Source organism: Streptomyces sp. CA-294286 (assembly GCF_050947155.1).
Taxonomy (GTDB): domain Bacteria; phylum Actinomycetota; class Actinomycetes; order Streptomycetales; family Streptomycetaceae; genus Streptomyces.
Genome location: NZ_CP192005.1, coordinates 3,852,728 through 3,875,193 on the forward strand (window position 1 = coordinate 3,852,728; position 22,466 = coordinate 3,875,193).

The window sequence follows — 22,466 nt, forward strand, 5'->3', positions numbered from 1 at the left end:
GGCACGGCACGTAGATGTCCAACCCTCGCAGGCGTTCCTCGAAGGGCGCCCGCCGCGCTGCCGCGCGCACGCGCACGCGGCGGCGCTGGTTCCCCATGCGGTACCTGCTGCCTTCGCTGCTGCTCGTCGCCATGATGGCGATGCTGATGCTGCGCGGCTATGTCCACAGCGAGTTCGACTCGGACCAGCGGGTCCGCCAGGCGATCGACTCCTTCACGGTGCCCAAGGACATCCTCAAGGGCGGTCCCGTCATCGACGCGACGAAGCCCAAGGAGAAGCCGCCCGTCGCCCGGCACGTCCGTGACAAGCACATCGTCATCACCTTCGACGACGGCCCGGACCCGACGTGGACCCCGCGCGTCCTGGACAAGCTGAAGGAGCACAACGCCCGCGGCGTCTTCTTCGTCACCGGCACCATGACCACCCGCTACCCCGATCTGGTCAAGCGGATGGTGGACGAGGGCCACGAGGTGGGGCTGCACACCTTCAACCACCCGGACCTCTCGTACAAGACCAGGAACGGCATCGACTGGCAGTTCTCCCAGAACCAGCTCGCGCTGGCCGGGGCGGCCGGGGTGCACAGCTCGCTGTTCCGGCCGCCGTACTCCTCGACCGCCAGTGCCTTCGACGACGCCAACTGGCCGGTCGCCCAGTACGTCGGCGAACTCGGCTACCTCACCGTGGTCAACGACACCGACTCCGAGGACTGGAAGCGCCCCGGCGTCAAGGAGATCCTCAAGCGCGCCACGCCCAAGGGCACCAAGGGCACCGTCGTGCTGATGCACGACTCCGGCGGCGACCGCTCGCAGACCGTGGCGGCGCTGGACCAGTTCCTGCCGGACATGCAGAAGCGCGGCTTCAAGTTCACCAACCTGACCGAGGCGCTCGGCGCACCGACCGCGCACACCCCGGTCACCGGTCTCGAACTGTGGAAGTCCAAGGCGTTCATCGCCGCGATCTACGTCTCCGACCACATCACCGAGGTCCTGACGGTCGGACTCGCCATCGTCGGCTCGCTGGTCATCGCCCGCTTCGGAATGATGCTGATCCTCTCCTTCGCGCACGCCCGCAAGGTCAGGAAGCGCAACTTCCGCTGGGGCCCGCAGATCACCAGGCCGGTGACGGTGCTGGTGCCCGCGTACAACGAGCGCGAGTGCATCGCCAACACCGTCCGCTCGCTGATGTCCAGCGACCATCCCATCGAGGTCATCGTCATCGACGACGGCTCGACGGACGGCACCGCCGACATCGTGGAGCAGATGCGGATCCCCAACGTCCGGGTGGTCCGCCAGCAGAACTCGGGCAAGCCCGCCGCGCTCAACAACGGCATCCGGCACGCCCGTTACGACATCATCGTGATGATGGACGGTGACACCGTCTTCGAGCCGTCCACCGTGCGCGAGCTGGTCCAGCCCTTCGGCGACCCGCGCGTCGGCGCGGTCGCGGGCAACGCCAAGGTCGGCAACCGCGACTCGCTGATCGGCGCCTGGCAGCACATCGAGTACGTGATGGGCTTCAACCTGGACCGCCGTCTGTACGACATGCTCGGCATCATGCCGACCATCCCCGGCGCGATCGGCGCGTTCCGCGCGGACGCCCTGCACCGGGTCGGCGGCATGAGCGAGGACACCCTCGCCGAGGACACCGACATCACGATGGCCTTCCACCGCGAGGGCTGGAAGGTCGTCTACGCGGAGGACGCGCGCGCCTGGACCGAGGCGCCGGAGTCCGTGCAGCAGCTGTGGTCGCAGCGCTACCGCTGGTCGTACGGCACCATGCAGGCGATCTGGAAGCACCGCCGCGCGTTCATCGAGAAGGGCCCCTCGGGCCGCTTCGGCCGCATCGGCCTGCCGATCGTCTCGCTCTTCATGATCGTCTTCCCGCTGCTCGCCCCGCTGATCGACATCTTCCTGATCTACGGCCTGGTCTTCGGCCCGACCCAGAAGACGATCATCGCGTGGTTCGGCGTGCTGATGCTCCAAGTGGTCTGCGCGGCCTACGCGTTCCGGCTGGACAAGGAGAAGATGACGCACCTGCTGACCTTCCCGCTCCAGCAGATCCTGTACCGGCAGGTCATGTACGTCGTCCTGCTCCAGTCCTGGATCACCGCCCTGACCGGCGGACGCCTGCGCTGGCAGAAGCTGCGCAGGACCGGTGTGGTCGAGGCGCCGGGGGCCCTGCCGGGCCAGCGGAACGACGCCCACGTCCCGCACGAGCAGGAGAGGTGGCCCGTCGGATGAGCCACGGACAGCCCGGTGCGTACGGCGACGGCCGCCCCGAGGACGACGAGTACGACGCGGACGGATTCCCGCGCCACCTGGACGGCCGCCCGGCACCGTCGGCGCCCCAGCAGGGCGGCGGCGGGGGCTGGCCGCAGGTGCGCAACAACCCCGGCCCGTCGATGTACGGCCAGGGCCGGCCGGGCAACGGCTACCCGCAGGCGAGCCAGTACCCGCAGGCGAGCCAGTACCCGCAGGCAAGCCAGTACCCGCAGCCGGGCCAGTACCCGCAGGCGGGCGGCCCCCAGCAGGGCGGCTACGCCCCCCGGACCACCCAGGGCGGCTGGCCCCGCCAGAGTCCCGCGGGACACGCCGAGCAGGGCCACAACGGACAGGGGTACGGCACCCAGGGATACGGCACCCAGGAGTACGGCGCACAGGGCGGCTACGCCGAGCCCGGCTACGCCGCCCCGCAGGCGGACGCGACCGCGGAGTTCCCGCAGAACGCCGGCACCGGCTACCCCGACACGTACCCCGACGGCAGCCCCGTACGGTACGAGCCGCCGTCCGGGCAGCAGGAGGAGACTCCCGCGTTCGCCCGTACCGCGGTCGGCGCGCCGACCCGCCAGCAGCCCGCTTGGGGTCGCGCCGCGGACGACGGGACGCCCTTCGCCGACCCCGCGGGCGGCGTCGGCGTACTGGAGAAGCCGGACGGACCCGAGGGGCCCGACGCGCCCGCCGACGAGGCGGAGTCCGAGGCCCCGCCGAAGAAGCCCGGCCGCGACCGCTACCTGGACCTGCTGCGCTCCGTCGCGCTGGTCCGCGTCGTGCTCTTCCACGTCTACAACCAGGCGTGGATGACCGTCGTCTTCCCCTCCATGGGCGTGATGTTCGCCCTGGCCGGCTCGCTGATGGCGCGTTCGCTCAGTGCCCGGTCCGCGGGCAGCGTCATCAAGAGCCGAATACGGCGCCTGATGGTGCCGGTGTGGGTGTTCTCGATCGTCACCCTCGCACTGATCTTCAACGGCGGCTGGAGGCCCGGCGCCGGCGAGGACGACGACTCGATCATCTGGTGGTGGATCAAGCTCGCCTGGTGGTTCGTGCCGGTGGGCGCCCCCTCCGGGCCGTCCGAGGCCGGCTCGGACGGCGGCCTGCTGGGCCTCGGCTGGGCGGAGCAGACCTCGGGTCCGCTCTGGTACATCCGCGCGTACCTGTGGTTCGTGGTGCTGTCGCCGCTCATGCTCAAGGCGTTCAAGAAGCTGCCGTGGGTGTCGATGCTGGCACCGCTCGGCCTCTCGCTCGTCATCGGCCTGGAACTGGTCCAGATCCCCGGCGAGACCGGCAACGCGATCAAGGACTTCTCGACCTTCGCCTCCTGCTGGATGCTCGGCTTCGCCCACCACGAGGGCACGCTGAAGAAGCTGAAGGCGTACATGATCCCGTCGTTCGCGGCGGTCCTGATGGCCCTGGGCCTGTGGTGGGCCGGCACGCATCCGGGCGAAGTGCCGTGGAACTTCGACGAGATCGCCCCGGCCAACGCCCTGTGGTCGCTCGGCTTCTGCGCGATCCTGCTGCACTACTCGCCGTCCTGGCAGGAGCTTCCCGGCAAGCTCAAGGGCTTCGACACCCCGATCACCCTGGCCAACAACCGGGCCGTGACGATCTACCTCTGGCACGAGATGGCGATCATGCTCGCCATCCCGATCATCGACCGGATGTGGGAACTCGGGACGGTCCCGGTGATCGGCGAGATGATCAACTCGAACCTCGGAAAGCTGTACCAGGTCCTGATGTTCGTCCTCGCGTGGCCGCTGATCGCGGTGGCGATCGCGACGTTCGGCTGGGCGGAGGACGTCGCGGCGAAACGCAAGCCGAGGCTCTGGCCGAACGGCGCGAAGAAGAAGGGCGCGGCGGCCAAGAGCGGCTAACGGGGCACTCGCGGACAGCTGGGACGTAGCGACCCCGGGGCGCCGCGGTTCCTGTCGCCACCGGCAACGCGCAAACGCCCGTTCGCCCCGGATCCGGGGCGAACGGGCTTTTCTCGTACGGTACGGGGATGACTCCCGACGCCGTGCAACTCCGCCCCGCGACGCTGGACGACGCCTCGGCCCTGGCCGAGGCGATCCGGCTCAACCGTGCGCACATGCGGCCCTGGGAGCCGTGGCGCCCCGAGTCCTTCTACACGGAGCAGGGCCAGCGTGCCCGGCTGACGGGGCTGCTCGCCGACCGGGACGCCGGGCGAGCCGTGCCGTGGCTGCTGGTGGACGGGGAGCGGGTGGCCGGCGGCATCACCCTGACCAATGTGGCGTACGGGCCGTTCCTCAGCGCTCACCTGGGCTACTGGATCGACGCCGAGTACGGCGGCCGGGGCCTGGCCACGGCCGCGGTGGCACGGGTGTGCGACCTGGCCAGGACCGAGGTGGGGCTGCACCGCATCGAGGCGGCCACGCTGCTGACCAACGCGGCCTCGCAGCGGGTGCTGGAGAAGTGCGGGTTCGAGGACATCGGGGTGGCGGGGCGGTACCTGCACATCGACGGGGCGTGGCGGGATCACCGGCTGTTCCAGCGAGTGCTTTTCGAGGGGGAGGGGTTGGTGGAGGGCGCGGGGGAGTAGGGCGGGGCGCGGAGGAGTGGGGCGGGGTGCGGGGCCGGTAGGGCGGGGCCCGCCGCCCATGGGAGCTACCGGGGGCGACCCCGCCGCCCAAGGAGGCTGACGTCGACCGCCCGCCGCACAAGGGTCCCGGAGGGGTGGAGGGGTTACGGGGAGGGGCGGGGGCGGGCACTCTGGGGGGAGGGCGATTCCGGAGGGCATCGGCATGGGCGCGGGCGGTGTGGGCGGCACGTACGCATGGTGGTTCGACTCCGGGCGGGTCTGCCTGGACCTCCTCGCGACGCGCGCCTCGGGCGAGGAGCGGCTGACCGGCCCGGCCCGGCTGAGCGCGTGGCTGACCGGGGCGGGGCTGGCCCCGGCCGGCACCCCGTTGCGGGGCGTCGACGGCGAATGGGTCGCGCGCTTCTGCCGACTCCGTGAGTGCATAAGGGAGTTGACGGAGGCGGAGTGCTGCCCCGACGCCGCCCTGGAGCAGGTGAACGCGCTCGCCGCCGCCTCCCCGCCCGCGCCCCGTGCCGTCCGCGCGCCGGACGGTTCGCTGAGGTTCGTCCTGGCCGGTGAGCCCCGCTGCGAGCAACTCCTCGCCGCCGTCGCCCGGGACGCCGTGAGCCTGCTGACCGACCCCGCCGCCCGTGCCGCCCTGCGCCGCTGCGAGGGCGACAACTGCGGTCGCCTGTACATCGATTCGTCACGCGGGCACCGCCGCCGCTGGTGCTCCAGCGAGGTGTGCGGCAACCGTGAACGGGTGGCCAGGCACCGTCGGCGTGCGGCCGTGGCGGCACAGCCCTGACGGGTGCACGGACAGGCGTACGAGAACGAGGGCGGTGGCCCGTTCCCGGCGGGGCGCGAGAGGCGTGCGTACGCCTCGTACGGAAGAAACTCGCGCCCGCGTTGAGTCGCGTGCACCCGCCGCCGCGTATGGGAGGTCGAGGAAGACCGCGAAGGTCTCGACCGGGAGGTTCACCGTGCGCGAGGATGCCGCCGTGGCCGATGACCGTCCGCCCAGGGCCCGGCATCGCAGCACGCGAGGGTCCGCTCAACCCCCTTCGAAGGAGGAGGAGTTGATGCGGGCCCTGTACCGCGAGCATGCGGGCCCGCTGCTCGCCTTCGTGCTGCGTCTCGTCGCCGGCGACCGCCAGCGCGCCGAGGACGTCGTGCAGGAGACGCTCATCCGTGCCTGGAAGAACGCCGGTTCGCTCAACCGGGCCACCGGCTCCGTCCGACCCTGGCTGGTGACGGTCGCCCGTCGCATCGTCATCGACAACCACCGCAGCCGGCAGGCCCGGCCGCAGGAGGTCGAACCGTCGCCGCTGGAGGTCATGCCCGCGGAGGACGAGATCGACAAGGCGTTGTGGCTGATGACCCTCAGCGATGCACTGGACGACCTGACCCCGGCGCACCGCGAAGCGCTCGTCGAGACCTACTTCAGAGGACGTACGGTCGGCGAGGCGGCCGAGGTGCTCGGCGTACCCAGCGGGACGGTGCGGTCCCGGGTCTTCTACGCGCTGCGCTCGATGAAGCTGGCGCTTGAGGAACGAGGAGTGACGGCATGAGCACGAGTGACGGCACGAACGTCCCCGAGGGGGAGTCCGTCCACGACGCCGTCGCCGCCTACTCGCTCGGCCTCCTGGACGAGTACGAGGCCGCCGCCTTCGAGACCCACCTCGCGGGCTGCGGCTACTGCGCGGCCCAGCTCGACGACCTCGGCGGCATGGCATCCGTACTGGCCGCTCTCGCCGAACCCCCGGGTCCGCCGCGGGCGTCGACGAAGCCCGGTCCCGCGCTGCTCGCGGGACTCGTCGACGAGGTCGCCGCCCAGCGCGACCGGGCCGCCCGCCGCAGGCGACGCGGCCTGCGCCTGGCCGCGGCCGCCGCGGCCGTGGTGATCGGCGGCTCCGGCGCGGCCGTCGTCGCGGCGGCCCACGACACCGCCGCCCCGCCCGCCCGCGCCCTCCCCGCCCCGCGCCCCACCAGCCCCGCCGAGGACGCCTTCTTCCACCACATGACCAGGAAGACCGAGGCCACCGACCCGGTGACCGGGGTCGGCGCCGTCGTCGGCACGGAGGCCAAGGGCTGGGGCACCCACGCCGTCCTGGAACTGAGGAACGTCAGGGGCCCGCTGAAGTGCAGCCTGGTCGCCGTCGCCAAGAACGGCGACGAGGAGGTCGTGACCAGCTGGTCCGTCCCGAACTGGGGGTACGGGATCCCCGGCAGCGCCCACAGCGGAGCCAGGAAGCCGCTGTACGTCCACGGCGGCGCCGCGATGGAGCGCGGCGACATCGACAGGTTCGAGGTCCGGACATTCGACGGCAAACCGCTGGTGAAAGTCGACGCCTGACATAACCGCCCCCTTCGCGTACGGTTGACGGCTGCCCAGTGCACGTCAGAAGGGGGCCTCGGTGGCCGCGCAGGATGCCGCTGTCGATTCGGTCCGCGACCGGGAAATCGGCGTGGAACAGGATCATCTGGATCAGGTGTACCGCCGTCTTGAGGAGAAGATCCACGAGGCCGAGTTCCTGATGAACGACGCCGCCAAGCGGGGTCAGGTCGGCACGCCCGGCGCGCTCGCCGAGCGCGACGCGCAGGTCTTCCGGGCGGGGGTGCACCTCAACCGCCTCAACAACGAGTTCGAGGACTTCCTCTTCGGCCGGATCGACCTGCTCCACGGCAAGGACGGCAAGAAGGGCCCGGACGGCGCGTTCACCTCCGTGGAGCCCGCCGACGACGCGGTACGGGAGGACGCGCAGGGCGCTCCGGTCGCCGAGATCGGCGAGACGCTGCACATCGGCCGGATCGGCGTGCTCGACTCCGACTACGCGCCGCTGGTCATCGACTGGCGCGCCCCGGCCGCCGCGCCGTTCTACCGCTCCACACCCAAGGACCCGGGCCGGGTCGTGCGCCGCCGGGTCATCCGGTCCAAGGGAAGACGGGTCCTGGGCGTCGAGGACGACCTGATGCGGCCCGAGCTGACCGCGCACCTCGACGGGGAGAAGCTCGCCGTGATCGGCGACGGGGCGCTGATGGCCGCCCTGGGGCAGGCCCGCAGCCACACCATGCGCGACATCGTCTCCTCCATCCAGGCCGAGCAGGACATGGTGATCCGGGCGCCCGCCGCCTCCGTCACCGAGGTCGCGGGCGGGCCCGGCACCGGCAAGACCGCCGTCGCCCTGCACCGCGCCGCCTACCTGCTCTACCAGGACCGGCGGCGGTACGCGGGCGGCATCCTGATCGTCTCGCCGACGCCGCTGCTCGTCTCGTACACCGAGGGCGTGCTGCCCTCGCTCGGCGAGGAGGGCCAGGTGGCGATCCGCGCACTGGGCTCGCTGGTCGACGGCGCCGAGGCCACGACGTACGACGAACCGAACATCGCCCGTATCAAGGGCTCCTCCCGGATGCTCAAGGTGCTGCGCAAGGCGGCCCGCGGAGCCCTGGAGGCCCCCGCGGCCGCCGCGCCGCGGGAGGAGGAGGGGCAGCTGTCCTTCGGGGACTTCGACGACTTCGACGAGCCCGGTGACGAGCCCGCCGTCCGCACCGACCTGCTGCGCGTCGTCGCCTTCGGCTCCCGCCTGGAACTGGAGGCCGCCGAGCTCCAGCGCATCCGGGAGAACGTCCTCAGCGGCACCGCCCCCGTCAACCTGCTGCGCCCGCGCGCCCGCAAGCTCCTCCTGGACGCGCTCTGGTCGAAGTCCGGCGGCCGGGGGCGGCACACCGACCCGGAACTCGCCGCCGAGCTGCGCTCCTCCTTCGACGACGACGTGTCCTCCGAGGACTCCTTCCTGGCCTTCCTGAACGCCTGGTGGCCCGAGCTGACCCCGCGGGGCGTCCTCGCCTCGATGGCCGACGAGAAGCGCCTGGGACGCTGGGCACGGCGCGTCCTGACCCCGCGCGAGGTGCGCCAGCTGGCCCGCTCACTGGGACGCGCGGAGCTGTCCGTGCACGACGTGGCCCTCCTCGACGAACTCCAGCTCCTGCTGGGCACGCCCGCCCGCCCCAGGAGGAAGCGCGAGTACGACCCGCTGGACGCCCTGACGGGTCTCGAAGAGCTGATGCCGCAGCGCGAGGAGACGCAGTGGGAGCGCGCGGAACGGCTGGCGGCGGAGCGCACCGAGTACGCGCACGTCATCGTGGACGAGGCGCAGGACCTCACGCCCATGCAGTGGCGGATGGTCGGCCGGCGCGGACGCACCGCCACCTGGACCATCGTCGGCGACGCCGCCCAGTCCTCCTGGACGGACCCCGAGGAGGCCACCGAGGCGCGCAACGAGGCGCTGGGCTCCCGTCCCCGCCGAAAGTTCGAGCTGACCGTCAACTACCGCAACCCCGCCGAGATCGCCGAGCTCGCCGCCCGGGTGCTGGCTCTGGCCGCTCCGGGGATGCGGTCGCCGAGGGCGGTCCGGTCGACGGGCGTGGTGCCGCGCTTCGTGAGCGCCGGGGACCTGGCGGCCTCCGTGCGCGAGGAGGCGGGTCGCCTCCTGGAGCGGGTGGACGGCACCGTCGGCGTCGTCGTGGCCATGAACCGCCGTGCCCAGGCCGGGCGCTGGCTCGCGGAGCTGGGCGAACGGGTGGTGGCGCTCGGCAGCCTGGAGGCCAAGGGGCTGGAGTACGACGCGACGGTCGTCGTCTCCCCCGCGGAGATCGCCGAGGAGTCCCCGGCGGGCCTGCGGGTGCTGTACGTGGCGCTGACGCGGGCGACGCAGCAGCTCACGGTGGTGTCCGGCAAGCGGGACGACCCCGACGGGCAGGGGGTCCCGGCGCTGCTGCGGGACTGAGGCCGGGTCAACTGCCCGCACAGATGTCACTTCAAGGGAGTACGGGCACTTCCGTGGAGGGTTTGTTAGGCTCGAACGTGACACCGGCTCGATCCAAGCCCCCGGGCCCAACCTTAGTCGCTTCGAGCGACCACTTGCCGCGAGGCGAGCATGGCGGGCCGGTGTCGCCCCCACGTGAAGACGAACAGGTCCGGAGCGCTCCCGCAGCGCTCCGGACCTGTTCGTTTGGGGCCTTTGGGGGCTACCGCTCCACCACGTGTTTCTCGTATGGTGGAAAAGCTTTTCCAAAAGTGGAACTCTTATTACCTGCTACCCGCCGGTAGGTGCGACGATCGGACTGCCCCGCGGGCCCGTCGGCCACGGCGGGGCAGCAAAGAAGCCAGTGAAAGCAGAGGAAGTCGGCCATGGCAACGGCGCCCAGCGTCTCGTACTCGATGACGGTCCGACTGGAGGTCCCCGCCAGCGGGACCTCGGTCAGCCAGCTCACCTCGGCCGTCGAAGCCTCCGGCGGCTCCGTGACCGGCCTCGACGTCACCGCATCCGGGCACGAGAAGCTGCGGATCGACGTCACGATCGCCGCCTCCTCGACCTCGCACGCCGACGAGATCGTCGAGAAGCTGCGCGGCGTCGAGGGAGTCGTCCTCGGGAAGGTCTCCGACCGCACCTTCCTGATGCACCTCGGCGGCAAGATCGAGATGTCGTCCAAGCATCCCATCCGCAACCGTGACGACCTCTCGATGATCTACACCCCGGGCGTCGCCCGCGTCTGCACGGCCATCGCGGAGAACCCCGAGGACGCGCGCCGCCTCACCATCAAGCGCAACACCGTCGCGGTCGTCACCGACGGCTCGGCGGTGCTCGGGCTCGGCAACATCGGCCCGATGGCGGCCATGCCGGTCATGGAGGGCAAGGCGGCCCTGTTCAAGCGCTTCGCCGACATCGACGCCTGGCCGATCTGCCTGGACACCCAGGACACCGACGCCATCGTCGAGGTCGTCAAGGCCATCGCCCCGGGCTTCGCGGGCATCAACCTGGAGGACATCTCCGCCCCCCGCTGCTTCGAGATCGAGGCCCGGCTGCGCGAGGCCCTGGACATCCCGGTCTTCCACGACGACCAGCACGGCACGGCCATCGTGGTCCTCGCCGCGCTGACGAACGCGCTGCGGGTGGTCGGCAAGTCCGTCGGCGACGTACGGGTGGTCATGTCCGGCGCCGGCGCGGCCGGTACGGCGATCCTCAAGCTGCTGATCGCCGCGGGCGTCAAGCACGCCGTCGTCGCCGACATCCAGGGCGTGGTGCACGCCGGCCGCGAGGACCTGGTCGCCGCCGACCCCGAGTCGCCGCTGCGCTGGATCGCCGACAACACCAACCCCGAAGGGATGACGGGCACCCTCAAGCAGGCCGTCGTCGGCGCGGACGTCTTCATCGGCGTGTCCGCCCCCAACGTCCTGAACGCGGGCGACGTGGCGGCCATGGCGGAGGGCGCGATCGTGTTCGCGCTCGCGAACCCCGACCCCGAGGTCGAACCGTCGATCGCCCGTCAGACGGCGGCGGTCGTGGCCACCGGCCGCTCCGACTTCCCGAACCAGATCAACAACGTGCTGGTCTTCCCCGGCGTCTTCCGCGGCCTGCTCGACGCGCAGTCCCGCACCGTCAACACGGAGATGATGCTGGCCGCCGCGACGGCCCTCGCGAACGTCGTCTCCGAGGACGAGCTGAACCCGAACTACATCGTCCCCTCGGTCTTCAACGACAAGGTCGCCGGAGCCGTCGCGGACGCCGTCCGCACCGCCGCGAAGGCCGCGGGGACGACTGTGACGGGTCCCACGTCCGTCTGACGCGCGGCGCGTCGCGGTTCGCGGCGTATCCGGGGCACATCTAGGGTGGCGGGCAATGAGTCGGCAGCCCCCGGCGCCCCGAGGCGCCGGGGAGCTGCGGCCCGTGAACAGTCCGACACAGCGAGTCGACGGAGCGCCACCACAGGCGAGGCAGTGGCGCTCTCCAGGGGCCTTCCCAGTGGCCTTCGGGTGACTCCGGCGGGTGCCGGATTGGCTTTCCCGCCGCTGGTGGGGGCAGGATGCGTAACCGGGCGCGAGGGTCTGACACCAGACCCGGGTCCGGGGACTGTCCTAGAGCCCTGGCAGCATCGGCTTCGCTGTGCCCCAACATGCGGCTCCGCCGCGTGGCACGCCTCACAGGCAAGAAGAACACGGGAGTAACAACATGAACCGCAGTGAGCTGGTGGCCGCCCTGGCCGACCGCGCCGAGGTGACCCGCAAGGACGCCGACGCCGTGCTGGCCGCGCTCGCCGAGACCGTCGGCGAGATCGTCGCCAAGGGCGACGAGAAGGTCACCATCCCCGGCTTCCTGACCTTCGAGCGCACCCACCGTGCCGCTCGTACCGCTCGTAACCCGCAGACCGGCGACCCGATCCAGATCCCGGCCGGCTACAGCGTGAAGGTCTCCGCGGGCTCCAAGCTCAAGGAAGCCGCCAAGGGCAAGTAACACCCGCCGAGGCGTTCAGGCGCCACGGTGGAACCACAGGGGGCGACCATCCGGAACACGCCGGGCGGCCGCCCCCTGTGGCATGTCCCGGGGCGTTCCCCGCACCCGGGCCCCCGCAGTTCGCCCGTACGGGCCGCCCGCCGCGCGGAACCGGAGTGATCGCCTCCGTACGGCCGCACAAGCCGTGCGCACGGGTCGCGGGCCCCGTCGGCGGCCGAGGGGGCTCCTCGCCCTTCAGAGGGGCCGTCAGAGCCGCGGCGGGGCCCGGCCCGCCCGGGACCCGTGGGGCCCGCGATGCCGCGGGGACGCCGGAGACGGTGCCGCCGTGGTGCACGGGGTCACGGGCGTTGACGGCCCTGACGGGGTGTCGGATCGTAGGTGGGGTCGGGCCGCACCCGGCCGGGCCGTTCCGAACGGGACTGGACGCACCGGCGGGAACGGGCGTGCCGGAGGGGCCGGGGGGCAGCATGGGAACGGACGACCGAAGAGACGCACCGCAGGAGCCTTCCGGCCCCGGGACGGGACGGCAGCAGCCGTCGGACGCCTCCGGACCGCCGCAGCCTCCCAGTACCCCGCAGCCTCCCAGCACCCCGCCGCCTCCCGGCACCTCGCCGCCTCCTGGCGTGCTGCCGCCTCCCGGCACCCCGCCGCCTTCCGCGCCCCCGCAGCCTCCTGGCGCGCTGCCCCCTTCCGGGCCCCCGCCGGGCACCGGGACGACGCCGCCCGGATTCGGGCCGCCGCCTCCCTCCGGACCGCCCGCGGGACACGGCGGCCACCTCCTGCCGACGGCGGGCGTGCCCTACGGGGCGTACGGGACTCCGCCGCCGCCCGGACGGCCGCCCACCGTCGGGCCGCCGCCCGAGGCGGATCCCGGCCGGGCGGTCGCCGCCGGGCTGCTGAACCTGTCCGGGCTGGGGCTCGGGTACGTACTGCTGCGCCGGTGGGCCGGGGCCGCGGTGTGCGTCGCCGCGACCGCCGCGCTGCTCGCCCTCGCCCTCCCCGCCGACGTGCGGGGTGTGCCCGGCTGGGCGGTGGCCGGCTACGCCGCGCTGCTCGTGCTCGCCGCCGCCGACGGGGTGCGCCGAGGACTGCGTACCCGCACGGCCCTTCCGGTACGGCCGGCCGTCGCCGTGGTGGCGGGCGTGGCCCTGCTGGCCGTGCCCGCGAGCGGAGTCGTGCTCCACCGCGGGGCGCAGGACGAGGCCGTCGAGGAGATGCTGCTCGCCCGGCTCGCGGCGGCCGACGCGCTGGTGGTCCCGGCCGACGGCGCGTCCTACGGGAGCCAGGACGAGCAGCGCTACGGCAACGCCCTCGACGCGTACCGCCAACTCGCGGCGGAGCACGGCGGGTCGCGGGCCGCGAAGCTGGTCCCGGACCGGCTCGACGCGTTCTACCGGGCGGTGGCCGCGCCGTACGCGAAACGTGAATACTGCGCGTCGCTAAGGCCGTTGCGGTACCTGCGGACGGTGCCGGACAAGGTCGGCGGGACGCTGCCGGACAGGCTGGCCGCCTGGCCGGACGCGCCGCTGGCGACGTCGCTCTACGAGTGCGGGATGGGCCGGCTCGGTACGGCGCGGGGAGGTTCGGCGGGTGTCGGCGGCGAACTGTCCGAACTGCGCAGGACCTTCCCCGACTCCGCGCAGGCCTCGCAGGTCGTGCCCGCGATCCGTACCGAGGTCGGCGCGCACCGGCAGGCGCTCGGCGGTGACGACCCCTGCCCGGCGGTCGCGGAACTCAAGCGGATCGGCGACACCGTCGGGGCGTGGGACGGCGCGGACGCCGAGGGACTGCGCACCGAGACCGGCGCGGCGGTCGAGAGCGGGACGTACTCCTGCGGTCTCGACCAGTTCCGCGACAAGAAGTTCGGCGAGGCACGGGCGACCCTGTCCGGCTTCGCCGCCAGGTACGGCGGCAGCGGGAACGCCGCCCGCGCCCGCTCCGTCGCCGTCGCCGCGGAGATCGCGACCGCCCAGCCGGGCGCAGGGCGCGCGCTGCCGCCGACCGGAACCCCGGGCGGCGGGCGGATGTCGTACGTCGTGTCCAACGACTCGTCCCGCGAGACCGTCGTGCTGTACACGGGCCCGGTCACCGGGACCTTCACGCTCCCCGCGTGCGCCGGCTGTGCACCGTACCCGCGTGGCACACCGAGCAGGAACACCTGCAAGGACCGCGGCAGGAACTACCCGAAGCGCACCCTGTCGCTGCCCGCGGGGACGTACTACTTCGCGTCCAAGTCGCAGGGGCGCCCGGTGAGCCGCGAGGCGAGCACCGAGTCGCAGGTCAGGCCGGGGTACACGTACACGCTGTGCACCTACGTCACCCCGCGGACCTTCCCGGGGCTGCCGGAGCCTCCCCGGCTGCCGGGGACCGCAGTGGGACACGTGCCCTGACACGCCGACGCCGGGGGCGGCCACCGGAACGCGCGGTGGCCGCCCCCGGCGTCGTACGGGCCGTGGGGGAGGGGCGACGGTCAGACGAGTGCGCCGCCCGGCAGCTCGACCTTCGCGCCGAGCCTCTCCAGCTTCTCCATGAAGTTCTCGTAACCCCGGTTGATCAGGTCGATGCCGTGCACCCGGCTGGTGCCCTGGGCGGCCAGAGCCGCGATCAGGTACGAGAAACCGCCGCGCAGGTCGGGGATGACCAGGTCGGCGCCCTCCAGCTTGGTCGGGCCCGAAACGACGGCCGAGTGCAGGAAGTTGCGCTGGCCGAAGCGGCAGTCGGAGCCGCCCAGGCACTCGCGGTAGAGCTGGATCTGCGCGCCCATCTGGTTGAGCGCGGAGGTGAAGCCGAGACGCGACTCGTACACCGTCTCGTGGACGATGGACAGGCCCGTCGCCTGGGTGAGGGCGACGACCAGCGGCTGCTGCCAGTCGGTCTGGAAGCCGGGGTGGACGTCCGTCTCCAGGGCGATGGACTTCAGTGCGCCGCCCGGGTGCCAGAAGCGGATGCCCTCGTCGTCGATCTCGAAGGCACCGCCGACCTTGCGGTAGGTGTTGAGGAAGGTCATCATCGAGCGCTGCTGGGCACCGCGCACGTAGATGTTGCCCTCGGTGGCGAGCGCGGCCGAGGCCCAGGAGGCCGCTTCGAGACGGTCCGGGAGCGCGCGGTGCGTGTAGCCGTCGAGACGGTCGACGCCGGTGACGCGGATCGTGCGGTCGGTGTCCATGGAAATGATCGCGCCCATTTTCTGCAGGACGCAGATCAGGTCTTCGATCTCCGGCTCGACGGCCGCGTTGGACAGCTCGGTGACGCCCTCGGCGAGGACGGCGGTGAGCAGGACCTGCTCGGTGGAGCCGACCGACGGGTACGGCAGACGGATCTTGCAGCCGCGCAGGCGCTGCGGGGCCTCCAGGTACTGGCCGTCCTCGCGCTTCTCGATGGTCGCGCCGAACTTGCGCAGCACCTCGAAGTGGAAGTCGATGGGCCGGCCGCCGATGTCGCAGCCGCCGAGACCGGGGATGAAGGCGTGGCCGAGCCGGTGCAGCAGCGGGCCGCAGAAGAGGATCGGGATGCGGGAGGACCCCGCGTGCGCGTCGATGTCGGCGACGTTCGCGGACTCGACGTGCGAGGGGTCGAGGATCAGCTCGCCCGGCTCGTCGCCGGGGCGGACGGTCACGCCGTGCAGTTGCAGGAGCCCGCGTACGACGCGTACGTCGCGGATGTCGGGCACATTGCGCAGTCTGCTCGGACCGCTGCCGAGGAGGGCCGCGACCATCGCCTTGGGGACGAGGTTCTTGGCGCCGCGAACGCGGATCTCGCCCTCCAGCGGGGTGCCGCCGTGGACAAGCAGTACATCGTCTGTGCCGGTCATGTATCTCGCGTTCCGGAATCGTCGGACAGGGGGCCAAGGGAAAGGGTAAGGGGCAGGTACCCCCGTTCCGTAAGTGAGAACGCGGTGGACGTACGTCCAGAATTCGCCACAACACGCTCTGGTCGGCGTGCGACAGCGGAGCGTTACCGTCAGTTTCTGTGGTGTTCTGCGCGCTCCCGCTGCTGCCGTGCGCCCTGAGCTGGGGGCCTTTTCCTGCCGTCGCCCACTCCCCGTGGGGTGCGGAACTGCGGGATCATGTCGCGCATGACGGAGGTGTCCTCGCTCACAGGGCGGCTGCTGGTCGCCACGCCGGCACTCGCGGACCCGAACTTCGACCGGGCCGTGGTGCTGGTCATCGACCACGACGAGGCCGGTTCGCTCGGCGTGGTGCTGAACCGGCCCACCGCGGTCGGCGTCGACCGGATCCTCGCCCCGTGGGCGGACCTGGCGGGCGCGCCGGGGGTGGTCTTCCGGGGCGGGCCGGTCGCGCAGGACTCCGCGCTGGGCGTGGCGGTGGTCCCGGGGGCGGGCCGGCCGCCCGGCGCCCGGCCGCATCCGGGCGGGGACGCGCCACTCGGGTGGCGGAGGGTGCACGGGGCGATCGGCCTGGTGGACCTGGACGCGCCGCCCGAACTGCTGGCGGCGGCCCTGGGCTCGCTGCGGATCTTCGCCGGATACGCCGGGTGGGGCCCGGGGCAACTGGAGGAGGAACTGGGCGAGGGGGCCTGGTACGCCGTCGATTCGGAGCCCGGGGACGTGTCCTCGCCCGAGCCGGAGGGGCTGTGGCGGGCGGTGCTGCGCAGGCAGCGGAGCGGGCTGGCGATGATCGCGACTTATCCGGACGATCCTTCGCTGAACTAGGCGAGGTCGTCGGCGGACGTCCCTTGTACCCTTGGCTCGTATGAGCACTCTTGAGCCCGAGCCCGAACGCGGGGCAGGTACGGGGACACTTGTAGAGCCGGTTCCTCAGACGTCGCGAGGCGACGGGGACCACGAGCGGTACGCCCATTACGTCCAGAAGGACAAGATCATGGCGAGTGCCCTGGAGGGCACTCCCGTTGTGGCGCTCTGCGGCAAGGTGTGGGTGCCGGGGCGCGACCCGAAGAAGTACCCGGTCTGCCCGATGTGCAAGGAGATCTTCGAATCCCTTGGCGACAAGGGTGGCAAGGGCGGTAAGGACGGCAAGGGCGACAAGAAGTAGTACTTCGCCTTTGACGGGTGGTCCGGCGACGGCCCCCGCGACGCGCTTCGGCGTGTCGCGGGGGCCGCTTCGCGTGAGCGGTGGCGCGGGGGCGGCCCGGCGACGGTGATCCTGCGGGCGACGGGTCCCGCGGTGCGTTCCCGGCGCGCCGCGGGGCCCTTTTGCGTTTCGGGACCGTCCGGGTCTTGTTCGGGTGCGGGCGCGGCTCTAGTCTCCTGCCTGTTGTGTTGTGCAGTACGAAACGTTCGTTGCACATGTTGCAACGCCATGAACTCGACAGGGGTACCCGTACATGAAGCGCACCGCCCTCGCTCGGACCCGACTGCCCGTGACGGCCCTGGTGTTCGCCTCCCTCGCCGTCGCCTCGTGCGCTCCGCAGACCTCCGGCGGGGGCGGGGGTGCGAAGGGCGACGAGAAGAGCGGCACGCTGCGGGTGTGGCTGTTCCAGGAAGTGGCCAACAAGCCCAAGGAACAGGTCGTCAACCGGGCCGTCGCCGCCTTCGAGAAGGCCCACGCGGGCGCGAAGGTCGAGGTCGAGTACATACCCGTCGACACCAGGGCCCAGCGCATCAAGGCCGCGTTCAACGACCCGTCCAGCGCCCCCGACCTGATCGAGTACGGCAACACCGACACCGCCGGCTACGTCAAGGACGGCGGACTCGCCGACGTCAGCGCGGAGTTCGGGGCGTGGGACGAGGCGAAGGACACCGACCCGACGGCGAAGCAGTCCGTCACCGTCGACGGCAAGGTGTACGGGGCGCCGCTCTTCGTCGGCGTGCGCGCGCTGTACTACCGCACGGACGTACTGAAGGACGCCGGGGTCCCGGTGCCCACGTCGCAGGCGGAACTGATCGCGGCGGCGAAGGCCGTGCGCAAGGCGAAGCCGGACCTGTACGGACTCGCCGTGGGCGGCGCCTACACGTACGGGGCGATGCCCTTCGTGTGGGCGCACGGCGGCGAACTCGCCACCGGCAGCGGCTCCTCGTACCAGGCCGCCATCAACACCGAGGCATCCCGCAAGGGCATCGCCGCGTACACCTCGCTGTTCGGCGACGACAACTGCCCCGCGCAGAAGTGCGCCAAGATGGGCGGCAACGACACCGTCACGGCCTTCGCCTCCGGCAAGGCGGCGATGGCGATCGGCGGTGACTTCAGCCATGCGGCCGTCGAGGCCGGCAAGGTCAAGGGCAAGTACGCGGTGGTGCCGCTGCCCGGCGTGGAGAAGGGCTCGGTGGCGCCGGCCTTCGCGGGCGGCAACAACATCGGCGTACTCAAGAGCACCCCGCGCCGCACGCTCGCCGTGGAACTGATGAAGTCGCTGACGGCCAAGAAGACGCAGGGCGAACTCTTCGACGCCATGGGCTTCCTGCCGACGTACGGCGACGTGCGGGCCGAGGCCGCGAAGAAGGAACCCTTCGTCGAGCCGTTCGTGAAGACGCTCGCCTCGGGCACCAAGTTCGTTCCCGCCTCGCCCGGCTGGGGCAAGATCGACGCCTCGCTGGTGCTGCCGACGATGTTCCAGCAGATCGTCAGCGGCAAGAAGGACGTGGCGGCGGCGTCCGACGAGGCGGCGAAGAAGATGGACGAGGCGTTCGGAAAGTGAGCCGCCCGACCGTGCCCGTCTCTCTGCCGCCGCACCGCCGCGTGCCCGTGCCCGCATCCGTCGGGGAGGCGGTGTGAGTTCCGTGCCCCTGAAGAGCCGTCCGCCCCGGGTGCAGCGGCCCGCCCCGGTGCGGCAGCCGGCGCGCCGCCGGGGTGTCTCCCCGCGCTCCCGTGCCGGGTGGACGCCCTGGCTCTACCTCGCCCCCGCCCTCGTCGTCCTCGCCGCGCTGCTCCTCTACCCGATCTACCAACTCGGCCTCATCTCCTTCCTGGAGTACACCCAGGCCCAGGTCAGCGGTGGCGAACCCACCAGCTTCCAGGGGCTGGGCAACTACGCGACGCTCTTCGGCGACCCGCAGTTCTGGCAGGTGCTGGGCGCCACGGTCTGCTTCGCCGCGGCGTGCGTCGTCACGACGCTGGCGGTGGGCTGTGCCCTGGCCGTACTCCTGACGCGGATACGGGCGCTGCCCCGGCTCGCGCTGATGATGGCGGCGCTCGGTGCGTGGGCGACGCCCGCGATCACCGGGTCGACGGTCTGGGTCTTCCTCTTCGACCCGGACTACGGGCCGGTCAACCGGCTGCTGGGGCTCGGCGACTTCTCCTGGACGTACGGCCGCTACAGCGCGTTCACGCTCGTACTCCTGGAAGTGGTGTGGTGCTCCTTCCCGTTCGTGATGGTCACGGTGTACGCCGGGATCCGGGCCATTCCGGGCGAGGTGCTGGAGGCGGCTTCGCTGGACGGGGCCTCGCAGTGGCGGATCTGGCGGTCCGTCATGGCACCGATGCTGCGGCCCATCCTGATCGTCGTCACCATCCAGTCGATCATCTGGGACTTCAAGGTCTTCACCCAGATCTACGTCATGACGGGCGGCGGCGGGATCGCCGGACAGAACCTCGTGCTGAACGTGTACGCCTACCAACAGGCTTTCGCCTCCTCGCAGTACAGCCTCGGCGCGGCCATCGGCGTGGTGATGCTGCTCATCCTGCTGGCGGTCACGCTCGTGTACCTGCGGTTGATGCGACGTCAGGGAGAAGAACTGTGAGCACACCCGAGACGACGGAACGCGCGCGTTCCCCGCTGCCGCGGGCGGGGCGCCTGCGGGTGCGGCGGCCGTGGCGGCTGGCGGCGGAGGCCTCGGCGCTGCTGGTCGCGGTCGTGGTCGCCTTCCCGCTGTACTGGATGGTGCTGTCCGCCTTCAAGCCCGCCGGGGAGGTGCAGTCGACGGACGCCCGGCCGTGGACGCTGTCCCCCTCGCTCGACTCCTTCCGGCGGGTCTTCGAACAGCAGGACTTCGGCCGCTACTTCCTCAACAGCCTGCTGGTGGCGGGGACCGTGGTCGTGGCGTCCGCGCTGATCGCGTTCCTGGCGGCGACGGCGGTGACCCGCTTCCGCTTCAAGTTCCGCACCACGCTGCTGATCATGTTCCTGGTGGCGCAGATGGTGCCCGTGGAGGCGCTGACGATTCCGCTGTTCTTCCTGATGCGGGACTTCGGGCAGCTCAACACGCTGGGCTCGCTGATCCTCCCGCACCTCGCCTTCTCCCTTCCGTTCGCGGTGTGGATGCTGCGGGGGTTCGTGAAGGCGGTCCCGGAGGCGCTGGAGGAGGCCGCCTACATCGACGGAGCGTCACGTACCCGTTTCCTGTGGCAGATCCTCTTCCCGCTGGTCTTCCCGGGGCTGGTCGCGACGAGCGTCTTCTCGTTCATCTCGACCTGGAACGACTTCCTCTTCGCGAAGACCTTCATCATCAGCGACATCTCCCAGTCGACGCTGCCGATGGCGCTGCTGGTCTTCTTCAAACCGGACGAGAACGACTGGGGCGGGATCATGGCCGCCTCGACGGTGATGACCCTTCCGGTGCTGGTGTTCTTCGTACTCGTACAGCGACGCCTGGTCTCGGGACTGGGCGGAGCGGTCAAGGACTGATCCCATGGACCTGATTCCCGCACCCCGGCAGGTGAGCCGCCACGACGGCGCATTCGTGAAACTGGGGGCCGGCACCGGACTCGTGGTGGGTGACGGCGCCGAGCGTGCCGCGCACTGGCTGCGCGGCACGGTGGGAGCGGCCACCGGCTTCTCGTTCCCGCCCGCCGGAACCCCGGCCGCAGGCGCCGTACGGCTCTGCGTGGACCCCGCGGTGACCGAGGGCCTCGGCGCGGAGGGGTACCGGCTGGACGTCGTGCCCGCGCCGGCCGAGGAGCACGGCGTGCACGTCGTCGGCGGGGGGCCCGCCGGGGTCTTCTGGGGGGTGCAGACGCTGCGGCAACTGCTGGGCCCCGACGCGTACCGCGAAGCACCGTTGCCGGGGAAGACCTGGCGGCTGCCCGCCGTACGGATCCAGGACGCCCCCCGCTTCGGCTGGCGCGGCCTCATGCTCGACGTGGCCCGGCACTTCATGCCCAAGGCCGACGTCCTGCGCTACCTCGACCTGCTCGCCGCCCACAAGCTGAACGTCTTCCACTTCCACCTCACCGACGACCAGGGCTGGCGCATCGAGATCGAGCGCCACCCCCGGCTCACCGGGGTCGGATCCTGGCGGCCCCGCACCAAGTGGGGCCACCGGGCGTCCGACCGGTGGAACGACACCCCGCACGGCGGCTTCTACACGCAGGACGACATCCGCGAGATCGTCGCGTACGCCACCGCCCGGCACATCACCGTCGTCCCCGAGATCGACATCCCCGGCCACTCGCAGGCCGCCATCGCCGCGTACCCGGAACTCGGCAACACCGACGTCGTCGACACCGCCGCCCTCGGCGTGTGGGACACCTGGGGCGTCAACCCCAACATCCTCGCCCCGGCCGAGCACGTCCTGCGCTTCTACGAAGGGGTCTTCGAGGAAGTCCTCGACCTCTTCCCGTCCCGCTTCGTGCACATCGGCGGCGACGAGGCCCCGAAGGAGCAGTGGAAGCGGTCCGCGGCCGCGCAGGCACGTATCGCCGAGCTCGGCCTGTCGGGCGAGGACGAGCTCCAGTCCTGGTTCGTCCGGCACTTCGACACCTGGCTCAGCGACCGGGGCCGTCGCCTGATCGGCTGGGACGAGATCCTGGAGGGCGGACTCGCACCCGGCGCCGCGGTGTCCTCGTGGCGGGGCTACGCGGGAGGCATCGCCGCCGCCCGGGCGGGCCACGACGTCGTCATGTGTCCCGAACAGCAGGTGTACCTGGATCACCGTCAGCACGGCGGCCCCGACGAACCGGTGCCGATCGGCTACGTCCGCACGCTGGAGGACGTCTACCGCTTCGAACCGGTGCCCGCGGAACTGACGGAGGCGGAATCCCGGCACGTCCTGGGCACCCAGGCCAACGTCTGGACCGAGGTCATGGAGAACCGCAGCCGCGTCGACTACCAGGTCTTCCCGCGCCTCGCCGCCTTCGCCGAGGTCGCCTGGTCGACGCTGCCCGCCCCCGCCGAACGGGACTTCGCCTCCTTCACCGCCCGGATGACCGCCCACTACCGCCGACTTGACGCCCTCGGCGTCGACTACCGGCCGCCCGGCGGCCCGTTGCCGCAGCAGCGGCGCCCCGGAGTCATCGGACGCCCGATCGAGGGGTTGCCCCCGAACGTGTGAGCCGGGCGACGAAACGCGTCCGCCTCCCCTGCCCGTGACCGGCCCCGGGGCAGTTCGGGCGGGGGCGCGAGCGTGTTGGGGGCGCGGGGTGTTGGGGCGGGGGGAGGCGGTGGCGGGCGGGGCGAGGCCGGTCGGGGTGGGGTCGGGTGGGGCCTCTTGTGCCGGGCCGGTCGTGG

17 protein-coding genes are annotated in these 22,466 nt (G+C 71.7%); 16 read left to right on the top strand and 1 reads right to left on the bottom strand.

Going from position 1 to position 22,466, the window contains the following annotated elements:
• The first annotated feature begins 14 nt into the window (after positions 1 to 14).
• The 10 genes from ACQPZG_RS21805 to ACQPZG_RS21850 all read left to right on the top strand — a co-directional run bounded on the left by ACQPZG_RS21805 (position 15) and on the right by ACQPZG_RS21850 (position 14,494).
• The gene (locus ACQPZG_RS21805; RefSeq protein WP_433547413.1) at positions 15 to 2,240 is read left to right on the top strand and encodes a bifunctional polysaccharide deacetylase/glycosyltransferase family 2 protein; all 2,226 of its coding nucleotides are present in this window, start codon (positions 15 to 17) and stop codon (positions 2,238 to 2,240) included.
• On the top strand, positions 2,237 to 4,147 hold the full coding sequence (locus ACQPZG_RS21810) for an acyltransferase family protein (protein WP_433547414.1): 1,911 nt from the start codon (positions 2,237 to 2,239) through the stop codon (positions 4,145 to 4,147). The genes ACQPZG_RS21805 and ACQPZG_RS21810 overlap by 4 nt, the downstream gene beginning before the upstream one ends.
• 128 nt (positions 4,148 to 4,275) lie before the next feature.
• Entirely contained in the window at positions 4,276 to 4,833 is a 558-nt protein-coding gene (locus ACQPZG_RS21815; protein ID WP_433547415.1) for a GNAT family N-acetyltransferase, read from the top strand.
• Positions 4,834 to 5,035: 202 nt separating this feature from the next.
• Positions 5,036 to 5,620: a CGNR zinc finger domain-containing protein gene (locus ACQPZG_RS21820; RefSeq protein ID WP_433547416.1), complete on the top strand. Its 585-nt coding sequence runs from the start codon at positions 5,036 to 5,038 to the stop codon at positions 5,618 to 5,620.
• Between the two features lie 175 nt (positions 5,621 to 5,795).
• Positions 5,796 to 6,383 (top strand): sigma-70 family RNA polymerase sigma factor, encoded by a 588-nt coding sequence (locus ACQPZG_RS21825; RefSeq protein WP_433547417.1) that lies wholly within the window; start codon positions 5,796 to 5,798, stop codon positions 6,381 to 6,383.
• Positions 6,380 to 7,168, top strand: coding sequence for an anti-sigma factor family protein (locus tag ACQPZG_RS21830; RefSeq protein ID WP_433547418.1), 789 nt, complete (start codon positions 6,380 to 6,382; stop codon positions 7,166 to 7,168). The genes ACQPZG_RS21825 and ACQPZG_RS21830 overlap by 4 nt, the downstream gene beginning before the upstream one ends.
• A 61-nt stretch (positions 7,169 to 7,229) precedes the next feature.
• Entirely contained in the window at positions 7,230 to 9,599 is a 2,370-nt protein-coding gene (locus ACQPZG_RS21835) for a HelD family protein (RefSeq protein ID WP_433547419.1), read from the top strand.
• Positions 9,600 to 10,003: 404 nt separating this feature from the next.
• A complete protein-coding gene (locus ACQPZG_RS21840; protein WP_433547420.1) occupies positions 10,004 to 11,437 on the top strand; it encodes an NAD-dependent malic enzyme in 1,434 nt (477 codons plus the stop codon).
• Positions 11,438 to 11,822: 385 nt separating this feature from the next.
• Complete coding sequence (locus ACQPZG_RS21845; RefSeq protein ID WP_003954777.1) at positions 11,823 to 12,104, top strand: HU family DNA-binding protein; 282 nt, start codon at positions 11,823 to 11,825, stop codon at positions 12,102 to 12,104.
• Positions 12,105 to 12,898: 794 nt separating this feature from the next.
• Positions 12,899 to 14,494, top strand: a complete 1,596-nt coding sequence (locus ACQPZG_RS21850; RefSeq protein ID WP_433547421.1) for a hypothetical protein — start codon at positions 12,899 to 12,901, stop codon at positions 14,492 to 14,494.
• A gap of 80 nt (positions 14,495 to 14,574) precedes the next feature.
• Here ACQPZG_RS21850 and murA read toward each other — a convergent pair whose 3' ends face one another.
• Positions 14,575 to 15,915, bottom strand: a complete 1,341-nt coding sequence (murA, locus tag ACQPZG_RS21855; RefSeq protein ID WP_433547422.1) for a UDP-N-acetylglucosamine 1-carboxyvinyltransferase — start codon at positions 15,913 to 15,915, stop codon at positions 14,575 to 14,577.
• Positions 15,916 to 16,179: 264 nt separating this feature from the next.
• Here murA and ACQPZG_RS21860 point away from each other — a divergent pair, with 264 nt between their 5' ends.
• The 6 genes from ACQPZG_RS21860 to ACQPZG_RS21885 all read left to right on the top strand — a co-directional run bounded on the left by ACQPZG_RS21860 (position 16,180) and on the right by ACQPZG_RS21885 (position 22,290).
• Positions 16,180 to 16,776: a YqgE/AlgH family protein gene (locus ACQPZG_RS21860; RefSeq protein ID WP_433547423.1), complete on the top strand. Its 597-nt coding sequence runs from the start codon at positions 16,180 to 16,182 to the stop codon at positions 16,774 to 16,776.
• A 40-nt stretch (positions 16,777 to 16,816) separates the two neighbouring features.
• Positions 16,817 to 17,116 (top strand): DUF3039 domain-containing protein, encoded by a 300-nt coding sequence (locus ACQPZG_RS21865; protein WP_185031735.1) that lies wholly within the window; start codon positions 16,817 to 16,819, stop codon positions 17,114 to 17,116.
• A 292-nt stretch (positions 17,117 to 17,408) separates the two neighbouring features.
• The gene (locus ACQPZG_RS21870; protein WP_433547424.1) at positions 17,409 to 18,719 is read left to right on the top strand and encodes an extracellular solute-binding protein; all 1,311 of its coding nucleotides are present in this window, start codon (positions 17,409 to 17,411) and stop codon (positions 18,717 to 18,719) included.
• 82 nt (positions 18,720 to 18,801) lie between these two features.
• Positions 18,802 to 19,761, top strand: coding sequence for a carbohydrate ABC transporter permease (locus ACQPZG_RS21875; RefSeq protein ID WP_433549497.1), 960 nt, complete (start codon positions 18,802 to 18,804; stop codon positions 19,759 to 19,761).
• Positions 19,758 to 20,645: a carbohydrate ABC transporter permease gene (locus ACQPZG_RS21880; RefSeq protein ID WP_433547425.1), complete on the top strand. Its 888-nt coding sequence runs from the start codon at positions 19,758 to 19,760 to the stop codon at positions 20,643 to 20,645. Before ACQPZG_RS21875 ends, ACQPZG_RS21880 begins: the two co-directional genes overlap by 4 nt.
• A gap of 4 nt (positions 20,646 to 20,649) precedes the next feature.
• Entirely contained in the window at positions 20,650 to 22,290 is a 1,641-nt protein-coding gene (locus ACQPZG_RS21885) for a beta-N-acetylhexosaminidase (RefSeq protein ID WP_433547426.1), read from the top strand.
• Positions 22,291 to 22,466: the final 176 nt, after the last annotated feature.

What these genes read in the sequence shown, in the direction of transcription:
- ACQPZG_RS21805 (WP_433547413.1), top strand. Translation starts at nt 15, where the DNA reads ATGTCCAACCCTCGCAGGCGTTCCTCGAAGGGCGCCCGCCGCGCTGCC.
- ACQPZG_RS21810 (WP_433547414.1), top strand. Translation starts at nt 2,237, where the DNA reads ATGAGCCACGGACAGCCCGGTGCGTACGGCGACGGCCGCCCCGAGGAC.
- ACQPZG_RS21815 (WP_433547415.1), top strand. Translation starts at nt 4,276, where the DNA reads ATGACTCCCGACGCCGTGCAACTCCGCCCCGCGACGCTGGACGACGCC.
- ACQPZG_RS21820 (WP_433547416.1), top strand. Translation starts at nt 5,036, where the DNA reads ATGGGCGCGGGCGGTGTGGGCGGCACGTACGCATGGTGGTTCGACTCC.
- ACQPZG_RS21830 (WP_433547418.1), top strand. Translation starts at nt 6,380, where the DNA reads ATGAGCACGAGTGACGGCACGAACGTCCCCGAGGGGGAGTCCGTCCAC.
- ACQPZG_RS21840 (WP_433547420.1), top strand. Translation starts at nt 10,004, where the DNA reads ATGGCAACGGCGCCCAGCGTCTCGTACTCGATGACGGTCCGACTGGAG.
- ACQPZG_RS21845 (WP_003954777.1), top strand. Translation starts at nt 11,823, where the DNA reads ATGAACCGCAGTGAGCTGGTGGCCGCCCTGGCCGACCGCGCCGAGGTG.
- murA (WP_433547422.1), bottom strand. Translation starts at nt 15,915, where the DNA reads ATGACCGGCACAGACGATGTACTGCTTGTCCACGGCGGCACCCCGCTG.
- ACQPZG_RS21860 (WP_433547423.1), top strand. Translation starts at nt 16,180, where the DNA reads ATGACGGAGGTGTCCTCGCTCACAGGGCGGCTGCTGGTCGCCACGCCG.
- ACQPZG_RS21865 (WP_185031735.1), top strand. Translation starts at nt 16,817, where the DNA reads ATGAGCACTCTTGAGCCCGAGCCCGAACGCGGGGCAGGTACGGGGACA.
- ACQPZG_RS21870 (WP_433547424.1), top strand. Translation starts at nt 17,409, where the DNA reads ATGAAGCGCACCGCCCTCGCTCGGACCCGACTGCCCGTGACGGCCCTG.
- ACQPZG_RS21885 (WP_433547426.1), top strand. Translation starts at nt 20,650, where the DNA reads ATGGACCTGATTCCCGCACCCCGGCAGGTGAGCCGCCACGACGGCGCA.